This is a genomic window from Helicobacter mastomyrinus, assembly GCF_039555295.1.
GTDB lineage: Bacteria > Campylobacterota > Campylobacteria > Campylobacterales > Helicobacteraceae > Helicobacter_C > Helicobacter_C mastomyrinus.
The window spans coordinates 563114-589258 of the sequence record NZ_CP145316.1 but is presented as its reverse complement, the minus strand read 5'-3'; the positions used below and the strand labels follow the sequence as shown (position 1 = coordinate 589258).

Here is a 26145-nt window from a genome sequence, read left to right as displayed (position 1 = left end):
TGCAGCTAAAGCTCCCGCAAGGGTCTTACACACTTAAGGCAAAGCCTCTCGTGTGTGCCTACAGCAAATATGGTATTAAATTTGCCTACTCACAAGATAGAATTTCATCAAGTGAGTTTTTAAGGTAGAAACTCTAATCACTACCCTCTAGAACCATAACGCATATTTGAAGGATAATGCTCCTGTGAGCTGCTCTTGTGCGAAGAGGGCATCAATTTGCGCGCTTATTTCACTGCTTTTACCCACAGAGTAGAATATACCCGCACTGCTTGTGCCTATCACTCGAGGTAATTTAAAGAATGAAGAAGCACTGCCTGAACCAATCTCTAAAGTTGTCTTTTGTTCATTATTGATAGTGTATCTTGCTCCTAGTGCAACAGAATATCTTGCCTTATTTCTAAAGGCTTTTGTGTATTTGAGCTGTCCTGTGGCATAGGGCGTTAAGAATGTATGTTCAGGATAATACTCAGGGATAATCACATTGCTATTATAATCAAGGCTAAAGGCTTCAAGTTTCATTATCCCATAGCCTATACCAAACTCTGGTGAGATATAGCTATTATTAAAGATATTATAGAAATTCCCTCCAAACCTTATTTCCGCATCAGCTCCATACGCAGAGAGTGTTTGCTGTGTGGCAGCATTATAAGGATTAGTGAGAGTAAGCTCAAGCTCTGGCTTTTGCATTTGAGCATGGACTATGACTTTCATATACAGCTCATTCATTCTATGAGTAAAGAATGAATGATAATACTGCAATCCTGCTAGAATAGATTGATTGGTGATATTTGCTGAACCTGTAGGTCTAGGCAAGAAGCTAGAGGCATATTCATATCCTACATAAAGCCCCATTGTCCCAAATGCTCCTAAATGCGCAAATCCTCCTGCTAATGCACCTCCTGCATATTCCACACCTATATCCCCATCGCCTAAATCTGTGCGAGTATAGCGAGTAAGTGGCATAATGAATGTTTGCTTACGGGCATCTTCAGCGTGAGGAGCGTAAATCATATCTGTTTCGTGGAGCAAATCCACATTGCTATATCGCAAGGCTACTTCCATATCATTATCATCTTTTACTCTGTTACCATCTGTATCTACACTCTTAGAAGTAACCGTATAAGTCTTACCTTTTTTATGCCTTAAAGATTGGTGGAATAATCTCTTAGACATAGAATCCATAAGATTACTTACAATGATATTTTTAGTAATCACACCATTAAGCAATGTCTTTGATACATCTTCTCCGGGATTGCGCTGTGGTCTAATACCTATGGAAAAGCCATCGAGTAAATCGTGTATATCGACGGTAGGTTGCATTGTAAAGAGATGTTTATCGGCTTCTATTTGAAGTGTGGTTTGTCCTCCTAGATTCTCTGCTTTACCTAATGTGCCTTCTCCCTCACCCCATTCATCTGTTTTATTAACAATATCACCACTTGTATTTTTAATCTCTTTAAGAGCTGTGGAATAGCTACCATCTGCTTGTTTTTGCACAAAGAGGGAAGTGTAGTTATATTTTTGTCCCCATTTGGTAGTATCAGCGATGATGAGTACCCCGCCATTAGCATTAGTGCTACCATCAGGATTCTTATGCGGGGTAAAGGCAATCTCATTTGGATTTACATTGTTGCCTAGAATAATATGTCCATTGGCATTAGCTCCACCAGATTGATTGAAGTCATTATATGTGCCTCCTGCAGCTGTGGGTCCTCCTGTTTGATCTAGTTTTAGCACCCAGTTTGTGAGGGTAATATCTGTGGCATTAGAAATAGTCCCATCGATATGCACGCCATTATTATTAACATTAATAGGCGTAGCATTGGCATAATTATTCGCTGATATATCACGTCCCCATATAATTTGCTTTGCATTAATAGTCCCGCCAGTGTTATCAAATGTCTCTCCCCATATATCAATCGTGCTACCACTAATAGTTCCACCGGTATTATGAAGCTCACCATATTCAATGCCACCTTGAGCGTTTGTCGCACCGCGGATATAGAGTGTGCCTGTGGAGTTATTATTCGCATCAAATACATCACCTTGTGCTTTTATATTAATCGTCCCTGCGTTATTTGTAAGCTTAGTGATATACACATCATCTTTAGTCCCTAGCACATAAAGATCTGTGGCATTACCTGTATTATTGCTTGTGTAGTCTTTAATCACAGCACCAAGTCCCACAGTGCTAATCACCCCTTGATTATTTAAAGTATCAAGGGTCGCTCCTGTTCTATGGTCAAGCCTAGTGATAGAGCCATCATTATTATTGGTTAGTCCATTATCAAAGCTGCCACTATTCACAAGTGAGGTAATGCTACCGCTATTTTGCGCCATATTTGTTACAGAGCCTGCATTAGTGAAAGTCTCTACCTGCCCATCAACAGCATTTGTAAATCCTACAAGTGTTCCATTATTGCTTAATGTATCTATGTTTCCTTGAGCACTATTTGTAAATTGAGTTATAGTTGCGTTTTGAGCATTAGTAAATGTTCCCACAGAACCACCTTGATTATCAAAGCTATCTATTTGTTTATTATTTGTAAATGTATCAAGTTTGCCTTTATCTATTTGGGCATTAGGCTTTGCATTTACAAATCCTTTAATATGTCCATCATTAGTGCCATCTTTGATATGTCCTTGGTTACTTATAGAATCTATGGTTCCATCAGTCTGGTTTTTAAGATTATCTATCACACCCTCACTTTGGTTAGTGAGATCTGTAATGCTGGCATTTGTTTCATTGTCTATCTCTGTGATAGTTCCGCTATTGTCAATCTTGCTTAAGGTATTTTTATTGATAATTTTATCTATCTTTCCGCCATCAGGAGAGCCTTGCGTTTGAGCCTCATTGGTAATTCCGCCATTAAGCTGCCCTTCATTAGTGAGAGTGCCTATATGTCCTGTGCCAGAATTGGTAAGATTATTTAAAGTGCCTTGAGCGAAGTTTGTTAAAGAGCCAATTTCGCCATTATTAGTAAAGTTATTCGTTACAGAACCGCTATTTTCAAAGGTAGTAATCTCTGCTCCAGCTTCATTACTTACATCAGTAATCTCTGCTCCAGCTTGATTATCAATGCGGTCAATCTTAGCATTATTCTTATTGTCTAGACTGCCGATAGTGCCGCTATTGTCAATCTTTGCAAGATTTGCTTGATTATCAATCGTGTTTATATTGCCATTTACTTGGTTGGTAATACCCCCTGTAAGTGTGCCTTTATTTGTAAGAGTAGTGATAGTGGCATTACTTGCATTGGTAAGATTCTCCAATCTACCTGTTTCATTATTATTTAAAGTCGTAATTATCCCTTGATTTGTGAAGTTATTTTGCACTAAACCGCTATTATCAAAGGTAGTAATCGTGGCATTAGTTTCATTAATCACGCCTCCTATTGTGGCGCCTTGAGCGTTAGCAATCGTGGTGATAGTCGCGTTTGTTCTATTGCTAATGTTATTAGTAATAGTGCCATTATTGGTAATTGTTCCTAGTGTAGCAGTATTAATAATATCATCAATTTGTGCGTTAGTTTCGTTTGTAATCCCACCTGTGAGCTGCCCATCATTGGTAAGTGTGGTAATGGTCGCATTTGTAGCATTGGTAAGATTATTCATTGTCCCTGTGTTGTGATTATGTAAAGTTGTGATATCGCCTTTATTTGTAAAGTCATTGGTTACAGAGCCGCTATTATCAAATGTTGTAATGCTGCCATTTACTTCATTGTTTAAGGTGTCTATTGTCCCGCCTTGTTGGTTGTCAATTCTTTGTATATTGTCGTGGTTTTCAATAGTTTGGATAGTTCCGCCATTCTCATTGGTGAGCGTGCCATTGAGCGTGCCTCTATTGGTAAGGGTGGTAATCGTCCCTGTGCTAGAGTTTGTTACATCATTTAAAGTTCCACCATTGTTATTATTTAAATTCGTAATTGTGCCATTATTAGTAAAGGCATTGGTTACCTCTTGATTATTATCAATGGTTTCTATACGAGCATTTGTGTTATTGGTTAAAGTCGTAATGGTCGCATTATTTTCTATTTTGGTAATGTCCCCGCTATTATCTATTTTATCTATATTTTGGTTATTCGTAATCGTGCCAATGTTTCCATTTGCTTCATTGGTGATACCATTAGTAATCGTGCCATCGTTTGTAAGCGTTGTTATCGTTGCATTACCTTTATTAGTGATACCATCTTGGAAAGTGCCATTATTTTGAAGCGTAGTTATTGTGCCTTCATTACTCAATTCATTAGTTATAGTTCCTTTATTGGTGAGGGTTGTAATGGTAGCGTCGCTTTCATTATTTAGAGTGGTAATCGTGCTACCCGTTTCATTAATAATGCTGTTTATTGTTGCATTGCTGTGGTTAGTGAGCTCTGTAATCGTGGCATTATTCTCATTGCTAATGCTTGTTATCTCGCCGCTATTCTCAATCCCTGCGAGATTATTTTTATTAATGATATTATTGATTGTCCCACCATTTTGGGTATTAGGGTCTTTGGCTTCATTGGTAATCTTACCTGTGAGGTTTCCCTCGTTAGTGAGAGTCCCTATATGCCCAGTCCCAGAGTTGGTAAGATTATTTAAAGTCCCGCCATTTAGGTTATTAAGATTGGTTATCTCTCCATTATTTGTAAAGTCATTTTGCACGATTCCAGCATTATCAAATGTAGTAATGCTAGCATCTGCTTGATTTTCTACTTCTTGTATGCTCCCACCAGCTTGGTTATCTATCGTAGTAATGCTTGCATTGCTTTCGTTGGTGATTTTATTATTAATGCTCCCTCTGTTTGTAATCGTATCAAGTGTGGCTTTATTAATAATATCATCGATTTGTGCGTTAGTTTCGTTTGTAATCCCGCCATTAAGTGTGCCCTCATTGGTTAGAGTGCCAATACTTGCATTGGTAGCATTGGTAAGATTATTCATACTTCCTGTGGCATTGTTATTTAAGGTTATGATTTCTCCATTATTAGTAAAGTCATTGGTTACTTCCCCGCTATTATCAAAGAGAGTAATAGTCCCACCAGCTAAGTTATTTAAATCTGTAATCGTGCCATCTTGTTGATTATCGATTTTATCTATACGGCTAGCATTATTTAATGTGCTAATGGTCGCATTGCCCTCATTAGTAATTCCTTTATTTATAGTCCCACCGGCTTTATTATCTAGCGTAGTGATAGTCCCGCCACTCTTGTTTGTGATTCCATCCGCGAATGTCCCCTCGTTATTAAGTTCTCTTACGCTACCTTGATTTTGAAACTCTTGGGTAACACTTCCGGTAGAGGTATTTTCAAACTTATTAATCTCTGCTCCAGCATTATTAATCACTTCAGTAATCGTAGCTGTATTTGTTACATCGCCTATTTCTCCGCTATTATCAATCTTATCTATATCTTGGTTATTCTCAATTTCTGTGATAGTTCCGCCTGTTTGATTGGTGATTCCCCCTGTCAAGGCGCCATCATTGAGCAGCTTAGTTATTGTACCTGTGTCAGAATTGGTAAGATTGTTGAGTGTCCCGCCATTATTGTTATTTAATGTTGTAATCGTGCCATTATTTGTAAAGTCATTTTGCACACTTCCATTATTGTCAAATGTTTCTATAGTTGCGCTCTCGTTGTTAGTGAGGTTTTGGATAGTGTTGTTGTTTGTAAAGTTTGTTAGAGTTCCATTAGTTTCATTTGTGAGATTAGATATATCCCCTTCATTTGTGCCGTTTGTAATGGTTCCAGTGTTGGTGATACTATCAATTTGGGCATTGGTGGCGTTGCTAAGATTATTGATAGTTCCAGCATTACTAAGTGTATCCACTTGCCCTTGTGTAGCGTTGTTGAAATTATCTATGGTGGCATTAGTAGCGTTAGTAAGGGTAGTTATCTCTCCGCCATTATTATTTAAATCAGTTATGGTTCCACTATTAGTAAAAGCCTCTATCACGCCATCGGTAGTATTATCAAATGTGGTAATAGTTCCTTGGTTATTCCCACCTTTGATCGTGCCCTCATTGGTGATAGTAGTAATGCTCGCATTTGCATCAGTATTGCTTAAGCTATCGATTGTCCCGCCTTGCTTATTCTCAATGTCTGTGATAGCATTTTCATTCTCAATCTCTGTGATAGTGCCGCTATTATCAATCTTGCTTAGATTATTTTTATTAATGATTTTATCAATCGTGCCACCATTAGTGCTATTAGCACCTCTTGCTTCATTAGTAATACCCCCTGTAAGTGTGCCTTCATTCGTAAGTGTGCCTATATGCCCTGTGCCAGAGTTGGTAAGATTATTCATATTCCCGCTGGTTTGGTTATTGAGCGTAGTTATCGTGCCATCATTCGTAAAGTCATCAGTGATACGTCCAGCATTATCAAATGTAGTAATGGTAGCTCCATCAGCATTATTGATTGCTTTAATCTCTGCTGCATTTTGGTTATCAATCTTAGCAATCGTAGCTCCGCTTTGGTTATCGATTTGATTAGTAATGCTGCCTCTATTTGTAATCGTATCAAGTGTGGCTTTATTAATAATATCATCAATTTGTGCGTTTGTCTCATTAGTAATACCCCCTGTGAGTGTGCCCTCATTCGTCAAGGTGCCAATACTTGCATTGGTAGCATTTGTGAGGTCTTTCATCGTTCCTGTGGCGTTGTTATTTAATGTCGTAATACTGCCTTCATTGGTAAAGGCATTGGTAATATCCCCGCTGTTATTGAGTGTGGTAATGGTAGCATTGGCATTATTATTTAAATCCGTAATCGTCCCGCCCTGTTGGTTCTCTATCTCTGTAATTGTGCTGTGATTATCAATCGTGCCAATAGTGCCGCCATTTTCATTAGTGAGTTTGCCATTGAGGTTTCCCTCATTTTTTAGCGTGCCAATGTTCCCACTGCCAGAGTTGGTAAGATTATTTAATGTCCCGCCATTATTGTTATTTAATGTCGTAATCGTCCCATCGTTTGTAAAGTCATTGGTTACTTCTTGGTTATTTTCAAATGTTGTGATAGTAGCACCCTGATTGTTAGTAAGCTCTGTAATCGTGGCGTTATTTTCTACTTCTGTAATAGTCCCGCTATTATCGATTTTAGCTATATTTTGATTATTCGTTATTGTGCCTATATTTCCGCCTTGCTCATTTGTAATCCCTACATTAATAGTTCCATCATTGGTAAGATTCTCTATCTCTCCACCATCTTTATTGGTAATGCCTTGTGTAAAAGTGCCTTTGTTATCAAGGGTTGTTACTGTGCCTTCATTGCTAAATTCATTAGTGATAGTAGCACCTGTTTCATTATCAAATGTCCCAATAGTCGCACCAGATTTATTAAATACATCTGTAATTGTGCTTGCATTGGTAATAGTGGTTATTTCTCCAGTATTATCTATCTTGTCAAGTTGTTGATTATTCGTTATTGTGCCTATATTTCCGCCTTGCTCATTTGTAATCCCTACATTAATAGTTCCATCATTGGTAAGATTCTCTATCTCTCCACCATCTTTATTGGTAATGCCTTGTGTAAAAGTGCCTTTGTTATCAAGGGTTGTTACTGTGCCTTCATTGCTAAATTCATTAGTGATAGTAGCACCTGTTTCATTATCAAATGTCCCAATAGTCGCACCAGATTTATTAAATACATCTGTAATTGTGCTTGCATTGGTAATAGTGGTTATTTCTCCAGTATTATCTATCTTGTCAAGTTGTTGATTATTCGTTATTGTGCCTATATTTCCGCCTTGCTCATTTGTAATCCCTACATTAATAGTTCCATCATTGGTAAGGGTAGTGATTTGCCCATTTTGTTTATTGGTGATTCCATTAGCAAAGGTACCCTCATTATGCAAAGTGCCCACAGTCCCCTCATTTTCAAAGGCATTAGTTACTTGAGCGGTAGTTTGATTGTTAAACTCAGTGAGAGTGGCATTTGGTTTATTAAACACATCAGTGATTGTGGCGCTATTATCTACCTTGGTAATCTCTCCGCTATTGTCAATTTGAGCTATATTGCTGTTGTTAGTTATCGTGCCGATATTGCCATCTGTTTGATTGGTGATCCCCCCTGTAATCGTGCCATCATTGAGGAGATTAGTTATCTCCCCACCGCCTTGATTGATAATATTTCCGCTAATTTGCCCATCGGTATTGTTATTAAAGTTTTCTACCTTACCGGCATTGCTAAAGGTATTATCCACTAGCCCATCATTATTAAATGTGGTGATCGTAGCGTCTTTTTCATTATTCAAGCTATTAATCGTAGCATTATTATTATTGGTAAATTGATCTATGGTTCCATTGCTTTGGTTGGTAAGAGTTGTAATTGTCCCACTATTTTGCCCATTTTCGATAGTGCCGCTATTTGCTATTGAATCCATCGTGCCATTGGTTTGGTTATTGAGATTCTTTAGCGTCCCAGCGTTAGTGAGATTACCCACATTGCCTTGAGTGGCATTGTTAAAGTTATCGATTGTCCCGCCTGTTGCATTGGTAAGGTTCTGCACTTCCCCGCCATTGTTGTTAAATGTCGTGAGTGTGCCGCTATTAGTGAAATTTTCTACTATCCCATCAGTGGTATTATCAAAGGCTGTAATAGTCCCTTGGTTATTCCCACCTTTGATTGTGCCTTCGTTATTTACTGAATCTATTTGAGCGGTTGTAGAGGTATTGCTAAGGCTATCGATTGTCCCGCCTTGCTTATTCTCAATCGTAGTAATGGTGCTTTCATTCTCAATTTCTGTAATGGTGCCGCTATTATCGATAGTATCAAGGGTATTGCGGTTAATAATCTTATTGATTTGTCCTTGAGCCTCATTGGTTACCCCGCCTGTGAGAGTGCCCTCATTGGTGAGAGTGCCTATATTTCCCGTGCCTGTGTTTGTGAGATTGCTTAAAGTCCCTGTGTTTTGGTTATTAAGATTAGTAATCGTGCCATCATTTCTAAAGTCAGCAGTTACACTTCCAGCATTATTAAATGTGCTAATGGTCGCTCCCGCGTCATTGCCCACTTCGCCTATGGTGGCATTTGCCTCATTACTAATCGTATTTATTGTCGCGCCATTTTCATTACTGATTTTATTAGTAATCTCTCCTCTGTTTGTAATAGTATCGAGTTGAGCTTTATTGACAATATCACCTATGGTTCCCCCATTGGGGCTATTTGGATCTTTTGCTTCATTAGTGATACCCCCTGTGAGCGTTCCCTCATTTGTAATCGTGCCTATGTTCCCTGTGCCGCTATTGGTGAGATTCTTCATAGTCCCGCCGGTAAGGTTATTTAAATCAGTGATACTTCCATTATTCGTAAAGTCATTTGTGATTGTCCCGCTATTATCTAATGTAGTGATACTCGCCCCATTATTGTTATTAAGGTCTGTGATTGTCCCTTGATTTTCAATTTCAGTTATATCACTATGATTATCTATCGTGCCTATATTTCCGCCTGTTTGATTGGTAAGCTTCCCATCAAGCTGCCCCTCATTTTTAAGCGTCGTAATCGTGCCTGTGCCAGAGTTGGTAAGATTATGCAAGATTCCAGCAGTATTGTTATTAAGCGTCGTAATCGTGCCATTATTAGTAAAGTCATTTGCTACTTCTTGATTATTGTCAAATGTCTCTATCGTGGCATTAGCATTATTGGTAAGCTCGGTAATAGTCGCATTATTTTCTACTTTTGTAATACTCCCGCTGTTATCGATTTTATCTAAGTCTTGGTTGTTGGTAATATTGCCGATTGTTCCGCCACTCTCATTGGTGATTCCCCTTGTAATTGTGCCATCATTGGTAATGGCTTCAATAGTCCCGCTTTGTTTATTGGTAATGCCATTGGTAAATGTGCCATCATTGTCAATTTCCTTTATAGTGCCATAATTGGCAAATTCTTGTGTAACCTCACCATTTGTAGTATTTGCAAACTTATTAATCTCCGCTCCAGCATTATTAATCACTTCAGTAATGGTCGCATTATTGGTTACATCACCGATTGTCCCACTATTATCAATCTTATCAATGTTTTGATTATTTTCAATTTCTTTAATGTTTCCGTTATTTTCGTTTGTAATCCCCCCTACGAGTGTGCCATTATTGGTAAGTTTATCAATAGTCCCTGTTCCAGCATTGGTAAGATTATTGAGTGTCCCGCCTTGATTGTTATTAAGCGTCGTAATCGTGCCTCTATTGGTAAAGTCATTTTGTACCTGTGAATTATTATCAAATGTCCCTATCGTGGCATTGACTTCATTATTCAAAGTATCAATCGTAGCATTATTAGTAAATTGATTAATAGTCCCATCTGTGCTGTTCGTAAGGGTCGTAATATCGCCATCATTTCTCCCGTTTGTAAGCGTGCCGGTATTTATAATAGAATCTACTTGCCCATTGGTCTCATTCCCAAATGTCGCTATCGTTCCGGCATTGATGAGTTCTCCTACACTACCTTGAGCAGCGTTGTTAAAGTCAGTTATTGTGCCACCTGTTGCGTTAGTGAGACGTGTTACCTCTCCCCCATTATTGTTAAAATCAGTTATCGTGCCAGAGTTAGTAAGCCCATTAACGACCCCATTGATATTATTATCAAATGTGGTAATTGTCCCTTGGTTATTCCCGCCATTGATACTGCCCTCATTATTCACAGAATCCATTGTGCCGGTGGCGGTATTGTTTAGGTTAGTAATCGTCCCACCTTGCATATTGTTAATATCTGTAATATTGGCAGTGTTATCAATCGTGGTAATCTCCCCGCTATTATCAATCTTAGCAAGTTGTTGATTATTTTGAATGGTAGTAATGGTCGCGTTATTTTCATTTGTAATTCCTGTATTTATAGTCCCATCATTAGTAAGTGTAGTAATGGTTGCGCCATTTTTATTGGTAATACCTTGATCAAATGTTCCGTTATTATTGTGGAGAGTATTCACTTGCCCTTGATTTTCAAAGGCATTTGTTACATTGCCTTGATTGTCAATCTTGTCAATCGTGGCGTTTTGGTTATTGGTAATCGTGGTTATTGTGCTGTTATTTTGGTTAGTAATTGTGCCAATATTTGCATCTGCTTGGTTGATGATTTCTGTTAGGGTTGCGCCATTTTCATTAGAGATAGAGGTAATTTCTCCACTATTATTAATGTTTGCTAAGTCATTTTTATTAATGATGTGATCTATCTTTCCGCCATCAGGAGTTGTGCCTTTTTGGTTAGTAATGCCTCCTGTGAGTGTGCCTTCATTGGTGAGTGTGTCTATATGCCCAGTTCCAGAGTTGGTAAGATTACTTAGGCTTCCTGTGGTTTCATTATTAAGGGTAGTAATCGTGCCATCGTTGGTAAAGTCATTATGCACAGTTCCAGCGTTAGTAAAGGTCTCAATGGTTGAATCTACTGCATTGGTAATATCTGTAATATCTCCTGTGCTTTGGTTATTAATCGTAGTAATGGTTGCACCCGATTCATTGGCGATAGAAGTAATAGTTCCGGCGTTATTTATCGTATCTAAGTCGTTTCTATTCATAATGCTATCAATTTGTGCGTTTGTCTCATTGGTAATCCCACCTGTGAGTGTGCCTTCATTGGTTAGAGTGCCGATACTTGCATTGGTGGCATTGGTAAGATTATTCATACTTCCTGTGGCATTGTTATTAAGCGTAGTTATTTGCCCCTCATTTCTAAAATCATTTGTTACGCTTCCGCTATTATCAAACACATCTATTTGCCCGGTGGCATTGTTATTGAGGTTAGTAATCGTCCCACCCTCTTGATTATCTATCCTTGTAATGTTGCTAGAGTTATCAATTGTGCCTATTGTGCCCCCATTTTCATTGGTAAGAGTGCCATTGAGTGTGCCCTCATTTTTGAGAGTGCCTATGTTACCTGTCCCGGCGTTGGTTACATCATTCAATGTTCCGCCGGTATTATTATTGAGATTATCTATTGTTCCCTCGTTTGTAAAGGCATTAGTTACGTTGCCTTGATTATCAAAAGTCTCTATCTTTGCATTTGCAACGTTAGTAAGTTCAGTTATCGTAGCATTGTTATCTACCTTTGTAATGTTCCCACTATTATCTATCTTATCTATATTTTGGTTATTCGTAATCGTGCCAATCTCCCCGCCACTTTCATTAGTGATACCATTAGTAATTGTGCCATCATTGGTAAGGTCAGTAATCGCCCCACCTTGTTTATTGGTAATGCCTTGATCAAATGCTCCTTGATTATTTAATGTAGTAACCGTGCCCTCGTTATTAAATTCATTGGTTACCCTGCCTTGGGTTTGATTACTAAATTCATTTATAGTCGCGTTAGCTTTATTAAACACATCTGTAATCGTGGCGTTATTATCTACTTTGGTGATTGTGCCAGAGTTATCAATCTCTGTAATATCGCTATTATTCGTAATCGTGCCAATCTCCCCGCCACTTTCATTAGTAATCCCGCCAGTAATGGTGCCATTATTAGTAAGATTATCTATCACACCGCTATTTTGGTTAATAATATCTCCGGTGATTTGCCCTCCAGTATTGTTATTAAAGTTTTCTACTTTCCCCGCATTGCTAAAGGTATTATCAATGCGCCCACTATTATCAAATGTCTTTATCGTGCCATCTTGTTGATTATTCAAATTATTAATCGTAGCATTATTAGTAAAGTTCTCTATAGTTCCATTGGCAGCATTGGTAAGGTTAGTTATATCTCCCTCATTTGTCCCATTAGTAATCGTTCCTGTATTGGTGATTGTCTCAATTTGGGCGTTGGTTTGGTTATTAAGATTATTCATTGTCCCAGTGTTATTAAGATTCTCTACCCGCCCTTGGGTGCTATTAGTGAAATTATTGATTGCCCCATTTTGTGCGTTAGTGATAGTTCGCACTTCTCCGCCATTATTATTAAAGTTTGTGAGTGTGCCACTATTGGTAAAATCCTCTATTACCCCTGCTGTCTCGTTATTAAAATCTGTGATTGTCCCCTCATTATTCCCGCCTCTAATCGTGCCTGTATTATTGATAGAATCTATTGCAGCTGTCGCGGCTGTGTTATTAAGGCTTTCAATGTTACCGCTGTTATTAATATCTGTAATGCTAGAGGTATTATTCACATCAGTAATGCTGCCTTGGTTATCGATACTCGCTAGGTTGTTATTGTTATTAATCGTAGTAATCGTAGCATTTGCTTCATTGGTAACCCCTCCAGTAATCGTATTATTATTGGTAATATTAGTGATTTGTCCACCGCTCTTATTGGTGATACCATCTTGGAAAGTGCCATCATTGGTAATCGTCCCGACATTACCCTCATTTTCAAATTTATTAGTAATCGTGCCATCATTATCAATGCTATTAATGCTAGCCCCTTGATTGTTGGTAATAGTCTCTATCGTGCTACCTTGTTTGTTATTCATACTATCAATAGTCGCGCCATTATTATTAGTAACCTCTGTGATGGTGGCATTATTATCGTTGTTGATCGTGGTAATGTTCCCGCTATTATCAATGCCCTCTAAGTCATTATTATTATTAATCGTGCCGATAGTCCCGCCATTTTGTGAGCCTTGCGCTCGGGCTTCATTGGTAATCTTCCCGGTGAGAGAGCCATCATTGGTGATTGTGCCTATGTTACCCGTGCCGGTATTAGTGAGATTATTCATCTCTCCAGTGGCTTGATTATGCAGTGTGGTTATAGTCCCCTCATTTCTAAAGTCATTGGTAATTTCTCCAGCGTTATTGATAGTATCAATACGCGCTCCGTCATTATTAGTAATATCTGTTATCGTGCCGCGATTTTCATTGGTTATCGTGCCAAGCGTGGCGTTATTTTCAATCTTAGTGATAGTGCCTTGGTCTCTATTGGTGATTCCGCCATTGAGCGTGCCATCATTCGTAAGTGTGCCAATATTTGCTCCACTTGCATTGGTGAGATTATTCATTGTCCCACCAGTTTGGTTATTGAGCGTAGTAATAGTGCCCTCATTGGTGAAGTCATTTGTGATTGTTCCGGTGTTATTGAGCGTAGTAATAGTGCCTGTGGTTTGATTATTTAAATCATCTATTGTGCCTTGATTCTCAATCTGGGTTATAGTGCTGTGATTATCAATCGTGTCAATAGTGCCACCATTTTCATTAGTGAGCGTGCCATTGAGGTTTCCCTCATTTTTGAGAGTGCCTATGTTACCGCTCCCAGCGTTGGTGAGATTATTTAATGTCCCGCCTTGATTGTTATTGAGCGTAGTAATAGTCCCCTCATTTCTAAAGTCATTGGTTACTTCATCATTATTGTTAAATGTGCCAATAGTAGCACCCTGATTATTAGTGAGCTCTGTAATCGTAGCATTATTTTCTATCTCTGTAATCGTGCCAGAGTTGCGAATATTGCTTATATTTTGATTATTTTCAATTTTGCCAATATTCCCTTGGGATTCATTGGTAATCCCTCCAGTGATACTCCCATCATTTGTAATCGTAGTGATACTCCCGCCATCCTTATTGGTGATACCATTTTGGAAGTCTCCGGTGTTATTTATTGTGCTTACATTTCCTTGATTTTCAAAGGCATTAGTTATATTCCCGGCATTGGCTATCTCTGTGATAGTTGCACCATTTTCATTGTTAAGCGTTGTAATCGTATTGTTGGCGGTGTTATCGATTTTTGTAATTGTGCCGCCATTTTGGTTATTAATCGTAGTAATAGTGGCATTATTTTCAATAGTGCCTATATTACCGGTATTTTCAATTTGTGAGAGGTCATTATTACTGATGATAGTGGTAATTGTGCCGCCATTTTCGTTGGTGATACCCCCACCTATGATTTCCCCATCATTTTTAATCGTAGTAATCTCTCCGCCATTTTGATTAATGATATTGCCATTAATGCGCCCATCGGTATTGTTATTAAAAGCCTCTACCTTCCCGGCATTGCTAAAGGTATTATCAATCAATCCATCATTATTAAAGGTCGTAATAGTTGCCCCGGCGTTGTTATTAAGGTTAGTAATCGTAGCGTTATTGTTATTGGTAAATTGGTCGATAGTCCCGCCATTTTGGTTATCCAGCGTCGTAATCGTGCCGCGATTTTGTCCATTTTCGATAGTGCCCGTATTTCCTATTGTATCGATTTGCCCTTGGAGTTCATTATTGAGATTCCTTAGCGTCCCGGCGTTACTAAGATTATTTACACTACCTTGAGCAGCGTTAGTAAAGTCAGCTATCGTGCCTGCGGCTGCATTGGTAAGATTCTGCACTTCACCACCATTGTTATTAAAGCTATTGATTTGAGAGCTGTTTGTGAAGTTCTCCACAACGCCATTACTAGTATTACCAAATGTGGTAATAGTCCCTTGGTTATTCCCACCTTTAATCGTGCCATCATTGCTAATAGTCCCCATTGTAGCGTTTGCAGCAATGTTATTCAAATTTTCTATTGTCCCGCCTTGCTTATTCTCAATATCAGTGATATTTGCGCTATTATCTACCTTTGTAATGTCCCCGCTATTATCTATCTTATCTATATCTTGGTTATTATTAATCGTGCCAATAGTCCCGCCACTCTCATTTGTGATTCCCACATTTATAGTGCCATCATTAGTAAGCTCTGTGATAGTCGCACCATTTTGATTGGTAATGCCTTGATTAAATGTTCCGTTATTATTGTGGAGAGTATTCACTTGCCCTTGATTTTCAAAGGCATTGGTTACATCGCCTTCATTATCGATTTTATCAATCGTGGCGTTTTGGTTATTGGTAATGGTGGTTATCGTGCTTCCTGTGGTATTGGTAAGAGTGCCAATGTTACCATCGGTGTTGTTTGTAATGTCTGTAATCGTGGCATTATTATCATTGCTGATAGAGCCTATCTCGCCGCTATTCTCAATCCCTGCGAGATTATTTTTATTAATGATATTATCGATTGTCCCGCCATTTTGGGTATTAGGGTCTTTGGCTTCATTGGTAATCTTACCTGTGAGGTTTCCCTCGTTAGTGAGAGTCCCTATATGCCCAGTCCCAGAGTTGGTAAGATTATTTAAAGTCCCGCCATTTAGGTTATTAAGATTGGTTATCTCTCCATTATTTGTAAAGTCATTTTGCACGATTCCAGCATTATCAAATGTAGTAATGCTAGCATCTGCTTGATTTTCTACTTCTTGTATGCTCCCACCAGCTTGGTTATCTATCGTAGTAATGCTTGCATTGCTTTCGTTGGTGATTTTATTATTAATGCTCCCTCTGTTTGTAATCGTATCAAGTGTGGCTTTATTAATAATATCATCGATTTGTGCGTTAGTTTCGTTTGTAATCCCGCCATTAAGTGTGCCCTCATTGGTTAGAGTGCCAATACTTGCATTGGTAGCATTGGTAAGATTATTCATACTTCCTGTGGCATTGTTATTTAAGGTTATGATTTCTCCATTATTAGTAAAGTCATTGGTTACTTCCCCGCTATTTTCAAAGAGAGTAATACTCGCATTAGCTTTATTGTCAATATTGGTAATCACCCCGCCATTTTGGTTGGTAATAGTCGTAATATTCGCGCTATTATCGATATTGGTGATTGTGCCGGTATTATCTATACCATCTATATCGCTGTTATTGGTGATTGTCCCAATGTTCCCACCAGATTCATTTGTAAGTGTCCCTGCGAGATTCCCTTCATTAGTAATATTATCAATGCTTCCGGTGCTGGAGTTGGTTAAGCCATTCATCGTTCCACTAGTATTATTGTTAAGATTGGTTATCTCTCCTTTATTAGTAAAAGGATTGGTGATTGTCCCAGAGTTATCTAATGTGGCTATCTTTGCGCCATCTTCATTGGTTAAATCCGTAATTGTGGCATTTTGTTGATTCTCTATCTGCCCTATCTCTCCGGCATTATTATTAATATTAGTGATAGTGGAGGTATTAGTGATAGAATTGATATTACCCTCATTTGTGATACTTGAGAGGTTATTGTTATTGGCAATAGTAGTAATGCTCCCGCCAGATTCGTTAGTGATACCATTGGTAATAGTGCCATCATTAGTAAGTGTGCCTATATTCCCACCATTTTGGTTGGTAATCCCTGCATCAAAGCTCGCTCCAGTATTATTATTAAGCGTATCTACCCTCCCGGCATTTTCAAAGGCATTAGTGATACTCCCGCTATTTTCTAGCGTAGTAATTGTGCCTTGCGCGGTATTATTAATGCTCTCTATCGTGTTACCGGTAGTGTTATCAATAGTGCCTATTGTGCCAGAATTTGTAATATCAGTAATAGTATCATTATTATTTACACTTGTAATCTCCCCAGAGTTATTGATAGACGAGAGAGCGGAGTTATTCTCAATCGTAGTAATTTGTGCATTTTGTTCATTAGTAATGCCATTAGTAATCGTGCCATCATTATTTATCGTGGTGATTTCCCCACCGCTCTTATTATTTATCTCATTAAAGGTTCCGGTATTTTCAATAGTGGTTACTTGCCCTTGGTTATCAAAGGCATTGGTTACATTACCTTTATTATCGATAGTATTAATTGTGCCATTATTTGCGTTAGTGATAGTATCGATTGTCCCTTGGGCTTCATTATTAAGATTCGTTACATTCCCGTTTGCTTGGTTATTAAAAGTATTAATTTGGGAGTTATTAGTTACATTCTCCATCGTAGCGGAGTTATTGACATTGTCAATCGTGGCATTATTGGTGAGCGTTTCAAAGGTCGCGCCATTGCTATTATTGATAGCAGCGATATTTCCTCCGGCATTGTTATTAAAGGTCTCCACTCTTGCAGTATTTCCGGTGTTGGTTAAATTTGTTATTGTGCCTTCATTGCTCCCTGTGGTAATTGTGCCGGTATTAGTGATTGTCTCCATTGTAGCGGTGTTTTGATTATTAAGATTAGTAAGACTCCCAGCATTATTAAGATTCTCTACTCTCCCTTGTGTGGCATTGGTAAAGTCAGTTATCGTGCCACCTGTTGCGTTAGTGATAGTTTGCACTTCGCCGCCATTGTTGTTAAAGTTATTGATTTGATTGTTATTCGTGTAGTTTTCTACGACACCATCAATTTCATTATTAAAATCTGTGATTGTCCCCTCATTATTCCCGCCTCTAATCGTGCCTGTATTATCAACAGAATTTATTGTAGCTGCCGCAGTTGTGTTATTAAGATTTGCTATCTCTCCACCATTTTTATTCTCCACTCGCTGTATTTGAGCGGCATTATTCACATCGTTAATATTCCCGCTATTATCGATAAAGTCAATATTTTGGCGATTATTGATTGTTCCTATCGTGCCTTTATCTGCGCCATTTGCTTCATTGGTAATCCCTCCGGTGAGATTCCCATCATTATTAAGCGTAACAATGCTCCCTGTGGCATTATTATGGAGATTATTAATGGTGCCGTTATTTTCATTATTAAGCGTAACAATGCTCCCGGTATTTTGGAAGTCATTAGTGATATTGCCAGAGTTATCCAGTGTGGTGATAAGGGCATTTTGCCTATTGAATAGTTCCGTAATAGTGCTATTATTATCCAACGTTGTAATCTCTCCGCTATTATCGACTTTAGGAAGTTGCTGATTATTGGTTAATGTACCGATCTCCCCACCGCTCTCATTAGTGATTCCATTAGTAATCGTGCCATCATTGGTAAGATTAGTGATCTCCCCACCGCTCTTATTGGTGATACCATCTTGGAAAGAGCCGCCATTTTGGTTATTAAGGCTAGTTACATTTCCCTCATTTTCAAAGGCGTTTGTTACACTTCCGGAGTTATTGAGCGTTGTGATATTCGCTCCGGCATTATTGGTTAAAGTGCTAATCGTGCTATTAGCATTATTGCTGATAGTGTCTATTGTCGCGCCTTGATTGTTGGTAAGAGAAGTAATCGTTTGATTATTATCAATAGTCGTTACGTTCCCGCTATTGTTGATATTGCTAATGGTATTGTTATTCGTAATAGTATCAATAGTTGCATTTGCATTATTGGTAATAGTCGTAGTCGTCGTGGTGTTTTCTATCTCTGTTATCGTGCCACTATTGGTGATAGAATCAAGAGCTGTGGTGCTTTGTTGAATGATTTTAGTGATACTCCCGCCATTTTGATTAGTAATCCCGCCTGTGAGTGTGCCATCATTCGTCAAAGTCCCTATATTTCCCGTGCCAGAATTTGTGAGGTTAAGTAACGTCCCTGCGTTTTGGTTATTAAGAGTGGTAATCGTGCCATTGTTTGTAAAGTCATTGGTTACGCTTCCGCTATTATCAAGGGTCGTTATAGTCGCCCCATTTTGATTTTGCAAGTCATCTATCGTGTTTTGATTATCTATCCTCGTGATTGTCCCGGCTTGGTTATCAAGGGAGTCAATCTTATTAGTATTTGTAATTGTTCCCATTGTGCCGGTATTTGTGGCATTTTGCACTAAGGCATTATTGGTAAGCGTTTGGAAGTTACCCCCGCTGTTATTAAGATTTGCTATATCCCCGCCATTATTATTCGTAAAGTCAGCTATAGTCCCTCCCGTGTCGTTGGTAAGGTTAGTTATGCTACCGCTATTTTGTCCATTAGTCATCGTGCCAGTATTGGTGATACTATCGATTGTGCTATTAGTTTGATTATCGAAGTTGGTTAAAGTCCCAGCATTATCCAGCGTAGTGATATTACCCTGTGTATTGTTATCAAAGTTAGTTATACTCCCGCCATTGGCGTTGGTAAAGGTATCGACACTCCCGCCATTATTGTTAAAGTCCTGTATCTGCCCTCCATTTTGGTTAGTGAAGTCATTTATACTTCCGGTAGATTCGTTATTAAAGGTAGTGATCTGTCCGGAGTTAGAGCCTTGTGTGAGTGTGCCCAAATTATCTAGGTTTGTAATGACAGAGTTTGCCCCTGTATTTGTGAGGCTTGTTATCTCTGCATTATTTTGATTGGTAATGCTGCTAATGCTCCCAGCATTTTGATTGGTAAGATTTGTAATGAGATTGCTATTATCTATCGTGTTAATAGTTTGGCTATTTGTAAGCGTATCTATCGTGCCATCATTATCGAGGGTATCATTGATAGTCCCTTGATTCTCTAGGGTGGTAATGTTTCCTGTTGCTTGGTTATTCAGCCCATTCATCACACCGGTGTTAGTATTTTGCAGATTATCGATAGAGCCACTATTTTCTAAAGCATTTGTCATAGTCCCTGCATTTTGAAGGGTATCAATCTGCGCATTCACATTATTAGTAAGCGTGGTTATCGTGCTTCCTGTGGTATTATTCAAGTTAGTGATACTTGCATTGGCATTGTTGGTTAGGTTTGTTATCGTTGCCCCATTCTCATTGGTCGCGCTCCCTATAGTCCCACTATTAGTAAGGGAGCTTAGGGCGTTTCTATTGGTAAGAGTATTGATAGTCCCACCCATTTGATTGGTGATACCATTAGTCATATTGCCTTCATTAGTGAGCGTCGTAATCCTGCCTGTCCCAGAGTTTGTGAAGTTTGTAAAATTCCCGTTTGTTTGGTTATTTAATATGTTTATCACACCATTATTGGTAAAGCTATTAGTAACGCTGCCATTATTATTCAATGTCCCAATATTGGCATTGATACTATTGTTAAGAGTCGTTATGGTTTGGTTGTTGGTTAATGTAGTGATATTGGCATTAGAATTATTGCTTAAAGTAGTGATTGTCCCAGTATTCTCAAGGTTGGTGATGAGTGAGCGCTGCCCTTCATTTGTGATAGTGTTTATCGTGCCAGTATTAGTAAGTGTTCCTATAGTGTTTGTCCTATTTGCAATATTTTCATTTGTGATAGTGTTTATCGTCCCTGCATTAGTGATAGTCCCAGTATTCCCAGAGCTACCAGAGGAGCCGCCATTAGCATAACTCGTGATAGTCCCTCCCACTTGGTTATTCAAAGTAGTTATGGTATTAAAATTTCTAACTCCACCAGTTATCCTCCCACTATTGGTAAGAGTGCCAATAGTCCCTGTTCGACCATTTTGTATTTGCGGAGTAATAGTGCCTGTATTAGTAAGTTGAGTGATTGTGCCTCCACCAGTCCCATTAGCATTAGAATTATTAAACGCCGTGCTGATAGTCCCTGCATTTGTGAAATTATCTATCGTCCCAAGGGTATTCAACACATTTTGAATAGTCCCTCCAGTATTATTATTAATCGTGTCTATACGAGCATTAGCATTAGCTTGTGTGATGCGATCTATGTTGCCGCCATTTTGATTTGTAAGAGTGCCTATATTTGCAGCATTAGTAATACCTCGACTTATTGTGCCACTATTATTAATCGTATCTATCCTATTACCATTACCAGCATTCACATTAATACCCTGAATAGTCCCTCCAGTATTATTAGTCAAAGTTCCTATTTGTGCATTTGTGCTACGTGCTTCAAGGAGTATAGCCGCAGTATTTGCATTAGCCGTATTAATAATATTACCACTATTAATAAGATTATCAATCCTTGCATTACTATTAAGATCAATAGCTCCAAATCTCCCACTTGTAGCATTTGAATTAATGGTGGCATTAGCATTATTCGTAAGGGTAGTAATAGTAGCATTCTGCATCCATACACCACTCGAGCCAGTAATCGTTCCATTATTGGTAAAGTTTGTTATCGAAGATAAAGTATTCCCCCTTACATTAACAGCTTGCCCAACGTTGGTCGATGTGAGTGTTCCAGCATTAGTAAAGGTTGTTAAGGTAGAGTTATGAAGCCATACAAGATTTCTATTGGTTTTATTAATATTTCTATTGACATTAATTGTGCCTAGACTCGCCCCATTTAACCCTATACTTGCTCCTGAATCTGAATGAATATCAGTCCCACCCGGAGTAGTATTGATATTAATGGTTTTAGCAGCTTCATTACCAACAATTTGCACTCGTTGATTAGTGATGTTTGTGCAGATATTCCCATTACAATTTGCCCCATTAATTGCTCCCTGTGCTTCTACACTAAGAAGTAAGGGAGCTAGGGCTAAGGATACAAGAGCGAGCTTATTCCCCCTTTCCATCACCTCTTTCCTTTGCACCTATTATTAATCGTGTCTATACGAGCATTAGCATTAGCTTGTGTGATGCGATCTATGTTGCCGCCATTTTGATTTGTAAGAGTGCCTATATTTGCAGCATTAGTAATACCTCGACTTATTGTGCCACTATTATTAATCGTATCTATCCTATTACCATTACCAGCATTCACATTAATACCCTGAATAGTCCCTCCAGTATTATTAGTCAAAGTTCCTATTTGTGCATTTGTGCTACGTGCTTCAAGGAGTATAGCCGCAGTATTTGCATTAGCCGTATTAATAATATTACCACTATTAATAAGATTATCAATCCTTGCATTACTATTAAGATCAATAGCTCCAAATCTCCCACTTGTAGCATTTGAATTAATGGTGGCATTAGCATTATTCGTAAGAGTAGTAATAGTAGCATTCTGCATCCATACACCACTCGAGCCAGTAATCGTTCCATTATTGGTATTGGTAAGGGTAGTAGTCATAAAGTGGCATTGCCAGATAGCACTTTGATATAAGAAGCAAAGATTCCTAAAAATAGTATTCACGTATAACCTTTCAGCTTTTGCTAACCTCTTGGTGTGCATAGAGAGAAATGCAAATATTATTCCAAATATAGGGCAGGTGGGTAATACTGCTATTGTGGCAATATGCTGTTATTCTATAGGCTTTGCCAATGTGCTGCAGACTTCTATCATTCGTATTATTAGCAATTATCCTCATTGTTCCACCTTGGGCATTGATAAGACTTGTGATACTCCAAATTAGGGAGCATAGCTTTGAGATCTGGGGGTAATAGAGTAAATAAGAGATAATTACTCACTTCTTTAGCCCTTCTCACCCTTGCTTTAAGCTTATTGTAAGTATTGAACGCGGCGAGAGAGATATGTTTAAAGTTACTCACTAAAGCATTATGAGTATTGCAAATATGCTTACCTCGCTTGTGTAAGCGATGATAGGAGAAAGCATTTTGTGATTGTAGGTTTAGAGAGCGTCCTCTATTCATTTCAACCCCTTGTATATGAAATATGAGCTGTATTATTTGCAGCTAAAGACTAAAGATATGAAAAATTAATGCACTTTCTCTTAAGAAAATTTTTCTTAAGAGAATCAAAGAAAATAAATAGAGTAGAATACACAATAAGAGCTTACGTATTCTTTAAGTAAAAAGCTACTTAAAGTAATTTTAAAACAATCTTAAAAAATGCCTTAAGGTCTCTCTTTTTTATGCTTTTGGATTGAGAAGTAAAGCTTAGAATCTCTGTGTATGTTGTGTATTGTGGGGGAAGGGGGATATATGCGGCTATACTCCTTGAAGCACGTAGCACAAATGCACAAATAGGAACTTTGACTAATAATACTGGAGGGACTATTCAGGGTATTAATGTGAATGCTGGTAATGGTAATAGGATAGATACGATTAATAATAGTGGCACAATAAGTCGAGGTATTACTAATGCTGCAAATATAGGCACTCTTACAAATCAAAATGGCGGCAACATAGATCGCATCACACAAGCTAATGCTAATGCTCGTATAGACACGATTAATAATAGGTGCAAAGGAAAGAGGTGATGGAAAGGGGGAATAAGCTCGCTCTTGTATCCTTAGCCCTAGCTCCCTTACTTCTTAGTGTAGAAGCACAGGGAGCAATTAATGGGGCAAATTGTAATGGGAATATCTGCACAAACATCACTAATCGACAAGTGCAGGTTACTGGTAATGAAGCTGCTAAAACCATCAATATCACTAATCCTCCGGGTGGACTTGACATTCATTCGGTGTTAGGAGCAAGTATAGGGTTAAATGGGGCGAGTCTAGGCACAATTAATGTCAATAGAAATATTAATAAAACCAATAGAAATATATTGTGGCTACAATCCTCTACCTTAACAACCTTTACTAATGCTGGAACACTCACATCGACCAACGTTGGGCAAGCTGTTAATGTAAGGGGGAATACTTTATCTTCGATAACAAACTTTACCAATAATGGAACGATTACTGGCTCGAGTGGTGTATGGATGCAGAATGCTACTATTACTACCCTTACGAATAATGCTAATGCCACCATTAATTCAAATGCTACAAGTGGGACATTTGGAGCTATTGATCTTAATAGTAATGCAAGGATTGATAATCTTATTAATAGTGGTAATATTATTAATACGGCTAATGCAAATACTGCGGCTATACTCCTTGAAGCACGTAGCACAAATGCACAAATAGGAACTTTGACTAATAATACTGGAGGGACTATTCAGGGTATTAATGTGAATGCTGGTAATGGTAATAGGATAGATACGATTAATAATAGTGGCACAATAAGTCGAGGTATTACTAATGCTGCAAATATAGGCACTCTTACAAATCAAAATGGCGGCAACATAGATCGCATCACACAAGCTAATGCTAATGCTCGTATAGACACGATTAATAATAATACTGGAGGGACTATTCAAAATGTGTTGAATACCCTTGGGACGATAGATAATTTCACAAATGCAGGGACTATCAGCACGGCGTTTAATAATTCTAATGCTAATGGGACTGGTGGAGGCACAATCACTCAACTTACTAATACAGGCACTATTACTCCGCAAATACAAAATGGTCGAACAGGGACTATTGGCACTCTTACCAATAGTGGGAGGATAACTGGTGGAGTTAGAAATTTTAATACCATAACTACTTTGAATAACCAAGTGGGAGGGACTATCACGAGTTATGCTAATGGCGGCTCCTCTGGTAGCTCTGGGAATACTGGGACTATCACTAATGCAGGGACGATAAACACTATCACAAATGAAAATATTGCAAATAGGACAAACACTATAGGAACACTTACTAATACTGGCACGATAAACACTATCACAAATGAAGGGCAGCGCTCACTCATCACCAACCTTGAGAATACTGGGACAATCACTACTTTAAGCAATAATTCTAATGCCAATATCACTACATTAACCAACAACCAAACCATAACGACTCTTAACAATAGTATCAATGCCAATATTGGGACATTGAATAATAATGGCAGCGTTACTAATAGCTTTACCAATAATGGTGTGATAAACATATTAAATAACCAAACAAACGGGAATTTTACAAACTTCACAAACTCTGGGACAGGCAGGATTACGACGCTCACTAATGAAGGCAATATGACTAATGGTATCACCAATCAAATGGGTGGGACTATCAATACTCTTACCAATAGAAACGCCCTAAGCTCCCTTACTAATAGTGGGACTATAGGGAGCGCGACCAATGAGAATGGGGCAACGATAACAAACCTAACTTCTTAGTGTAGAAGCACAGGGAGCAATTAATGGGGCAAATTGTAATGGGAATATCTGCACAAACATCACTAATCAACGAGTGCAAATTGTTGGTAATGAAGCTGCTAAAACCATCAATATCACTAATCCTCCGGGTGGACTTGACATTCATTCGGTGTTAGGAGCAAGTATAGGGTTAAATGGGGCGAGTCTAGGCACAATTAATGTCAATAGAAATATTAATAAAACCAATAGAAATATATTGTGGCTACAATCCTCTACCCTAACAACCCTCACAAACGCTGGAACATTAACTTCCACTACTCAAGGACAAGCTATTAATGTAAATAGATAATTTAATAGAGATAGAGATAATTTATGAATATTTACCATAACATAAGAAATATTAAACGATAGGCTGCATTTATATTGATAGATTATGAAAAGAGGTATGAGTGCAAAAGCCTTAGAAGAAATAGAAGTGCTTTAGGTTGCCTCTGATTTAGTAAATTCTCTCACACAGCGCAGTAATGAAATCACAAGCGTGATTTCTCTTATTTATGAATCCCTCTTTGCTTTGATATATTTCTTTCTGCTCCTTACTCTATTTGACATTATTTCTCTACTGCTCCATTTCCCTTTCCACTCCTTACTTCTTCTCTATTGCTCTCCACTCCTTACTTTTTCAGTATTTCTCTCTTTCTCTTTGATTTATATTAATAGCTTGTCCTTTATTATTAAATGTTAGGAGTATGAAAAATCATTTAAAGATAAAATATATTTATTGATTAATGATTAATGATTAATGATTAATGATTAATGATTAATGATTAATGATTAATGATTAATGATTAATGATTAATGATTAATGATTAATGATTAA

At 38.2% G+C, this 26145-nt stretch carries 6 protein-coding genes; 3 read left to right on the top strand and 3 right to left on the bottom strand.

The features are described 5' to 3' along the window. Nucleotides 1–147: 147 nt before the first annotated feature. The 3 genes from V3I05_RS02910 to V3I05_RS02900 are packed head-to-tail and all read right to left on the bottom strand — an operon-like array spanning nt 148 to nt 22701. Nucleotides 148–21966 (bottom strand): hypothetical protein, encoded by a 21819-nt coding sequence (locus V3I05_RS02910; protein ID WP_343353957.1) that lies wholly within the window; start codon nt 21964–21966, stop codon nt 148–150. Further along, a complete protein-coding gene (locus V3I05_RS02905) occupies nt 21966–22526 on the bottom strand; it encodes a hypothetical protein (protein WP_343353066.1) in 561 nt (186 codons plus the stop codon). Before V3I05_RS02905 ends, V3I05_RS02910 begins: the two co-directional genes overlap by 1 nt. 10 nt (nt 22527–22536) lie before the next feature. Beyond that, nucleotides 22537–22701: a hypothetical protein gene (locus tag V3I05_RS02900; protein WP_343353955.1), complete on the bottom strand. Its 165-nt coding sequence runs from the start codon at nt 22699–22701 to the stop codon at nt 22537–22539. A 540-nt stretch (nt 22702–23241) separates the two neighbouring features. Between V3I05_RS02900 and V3I05_RS02895 the strand changes: the two genes are divergently transcribed. The 3 genes from V3I05_RS02895 (at nt 23242) to V3I05_RS02885 (ending at nt 25617) form a co-directional block, all read left to right on the top strand. Further along, nucleotides 23242–23553, top strand: a complete 312-nt coding sequence (locus V3I05_RS02895; protein WP_343353953.1) for a hypothetical protein — start codon at nt 23242–23244, stop codon at nt 23551–23553. Continuing rightward, a complete protein-coding gene (locus V3I05_RS02890) occupies nt 23553–25289 on the top strand; it encodes a hypothetical protein (RefSeq protein WP_343353951.1) in 1737 nt (578 codons plus the stop codon). The genes V3I05_RS02895 and V3I05_RS02890 overlap by 1 nt, the downstream gene beginning before the upstream one ends. A gap of 73 nt (nt 25290–25362) precedes the next feature. After that, on the top strand, nt 25363–25617 hold the full coding sequence (locus tag V3I05_RS02885; protein ID WP_343353949.1) for a hypothetical protein: 255 nt from the start codon (nt 25363–25365) through the stop codon (nt 25615–25617). Nucleotides 25618–26145: the final 528 nt, after the last annotated feature.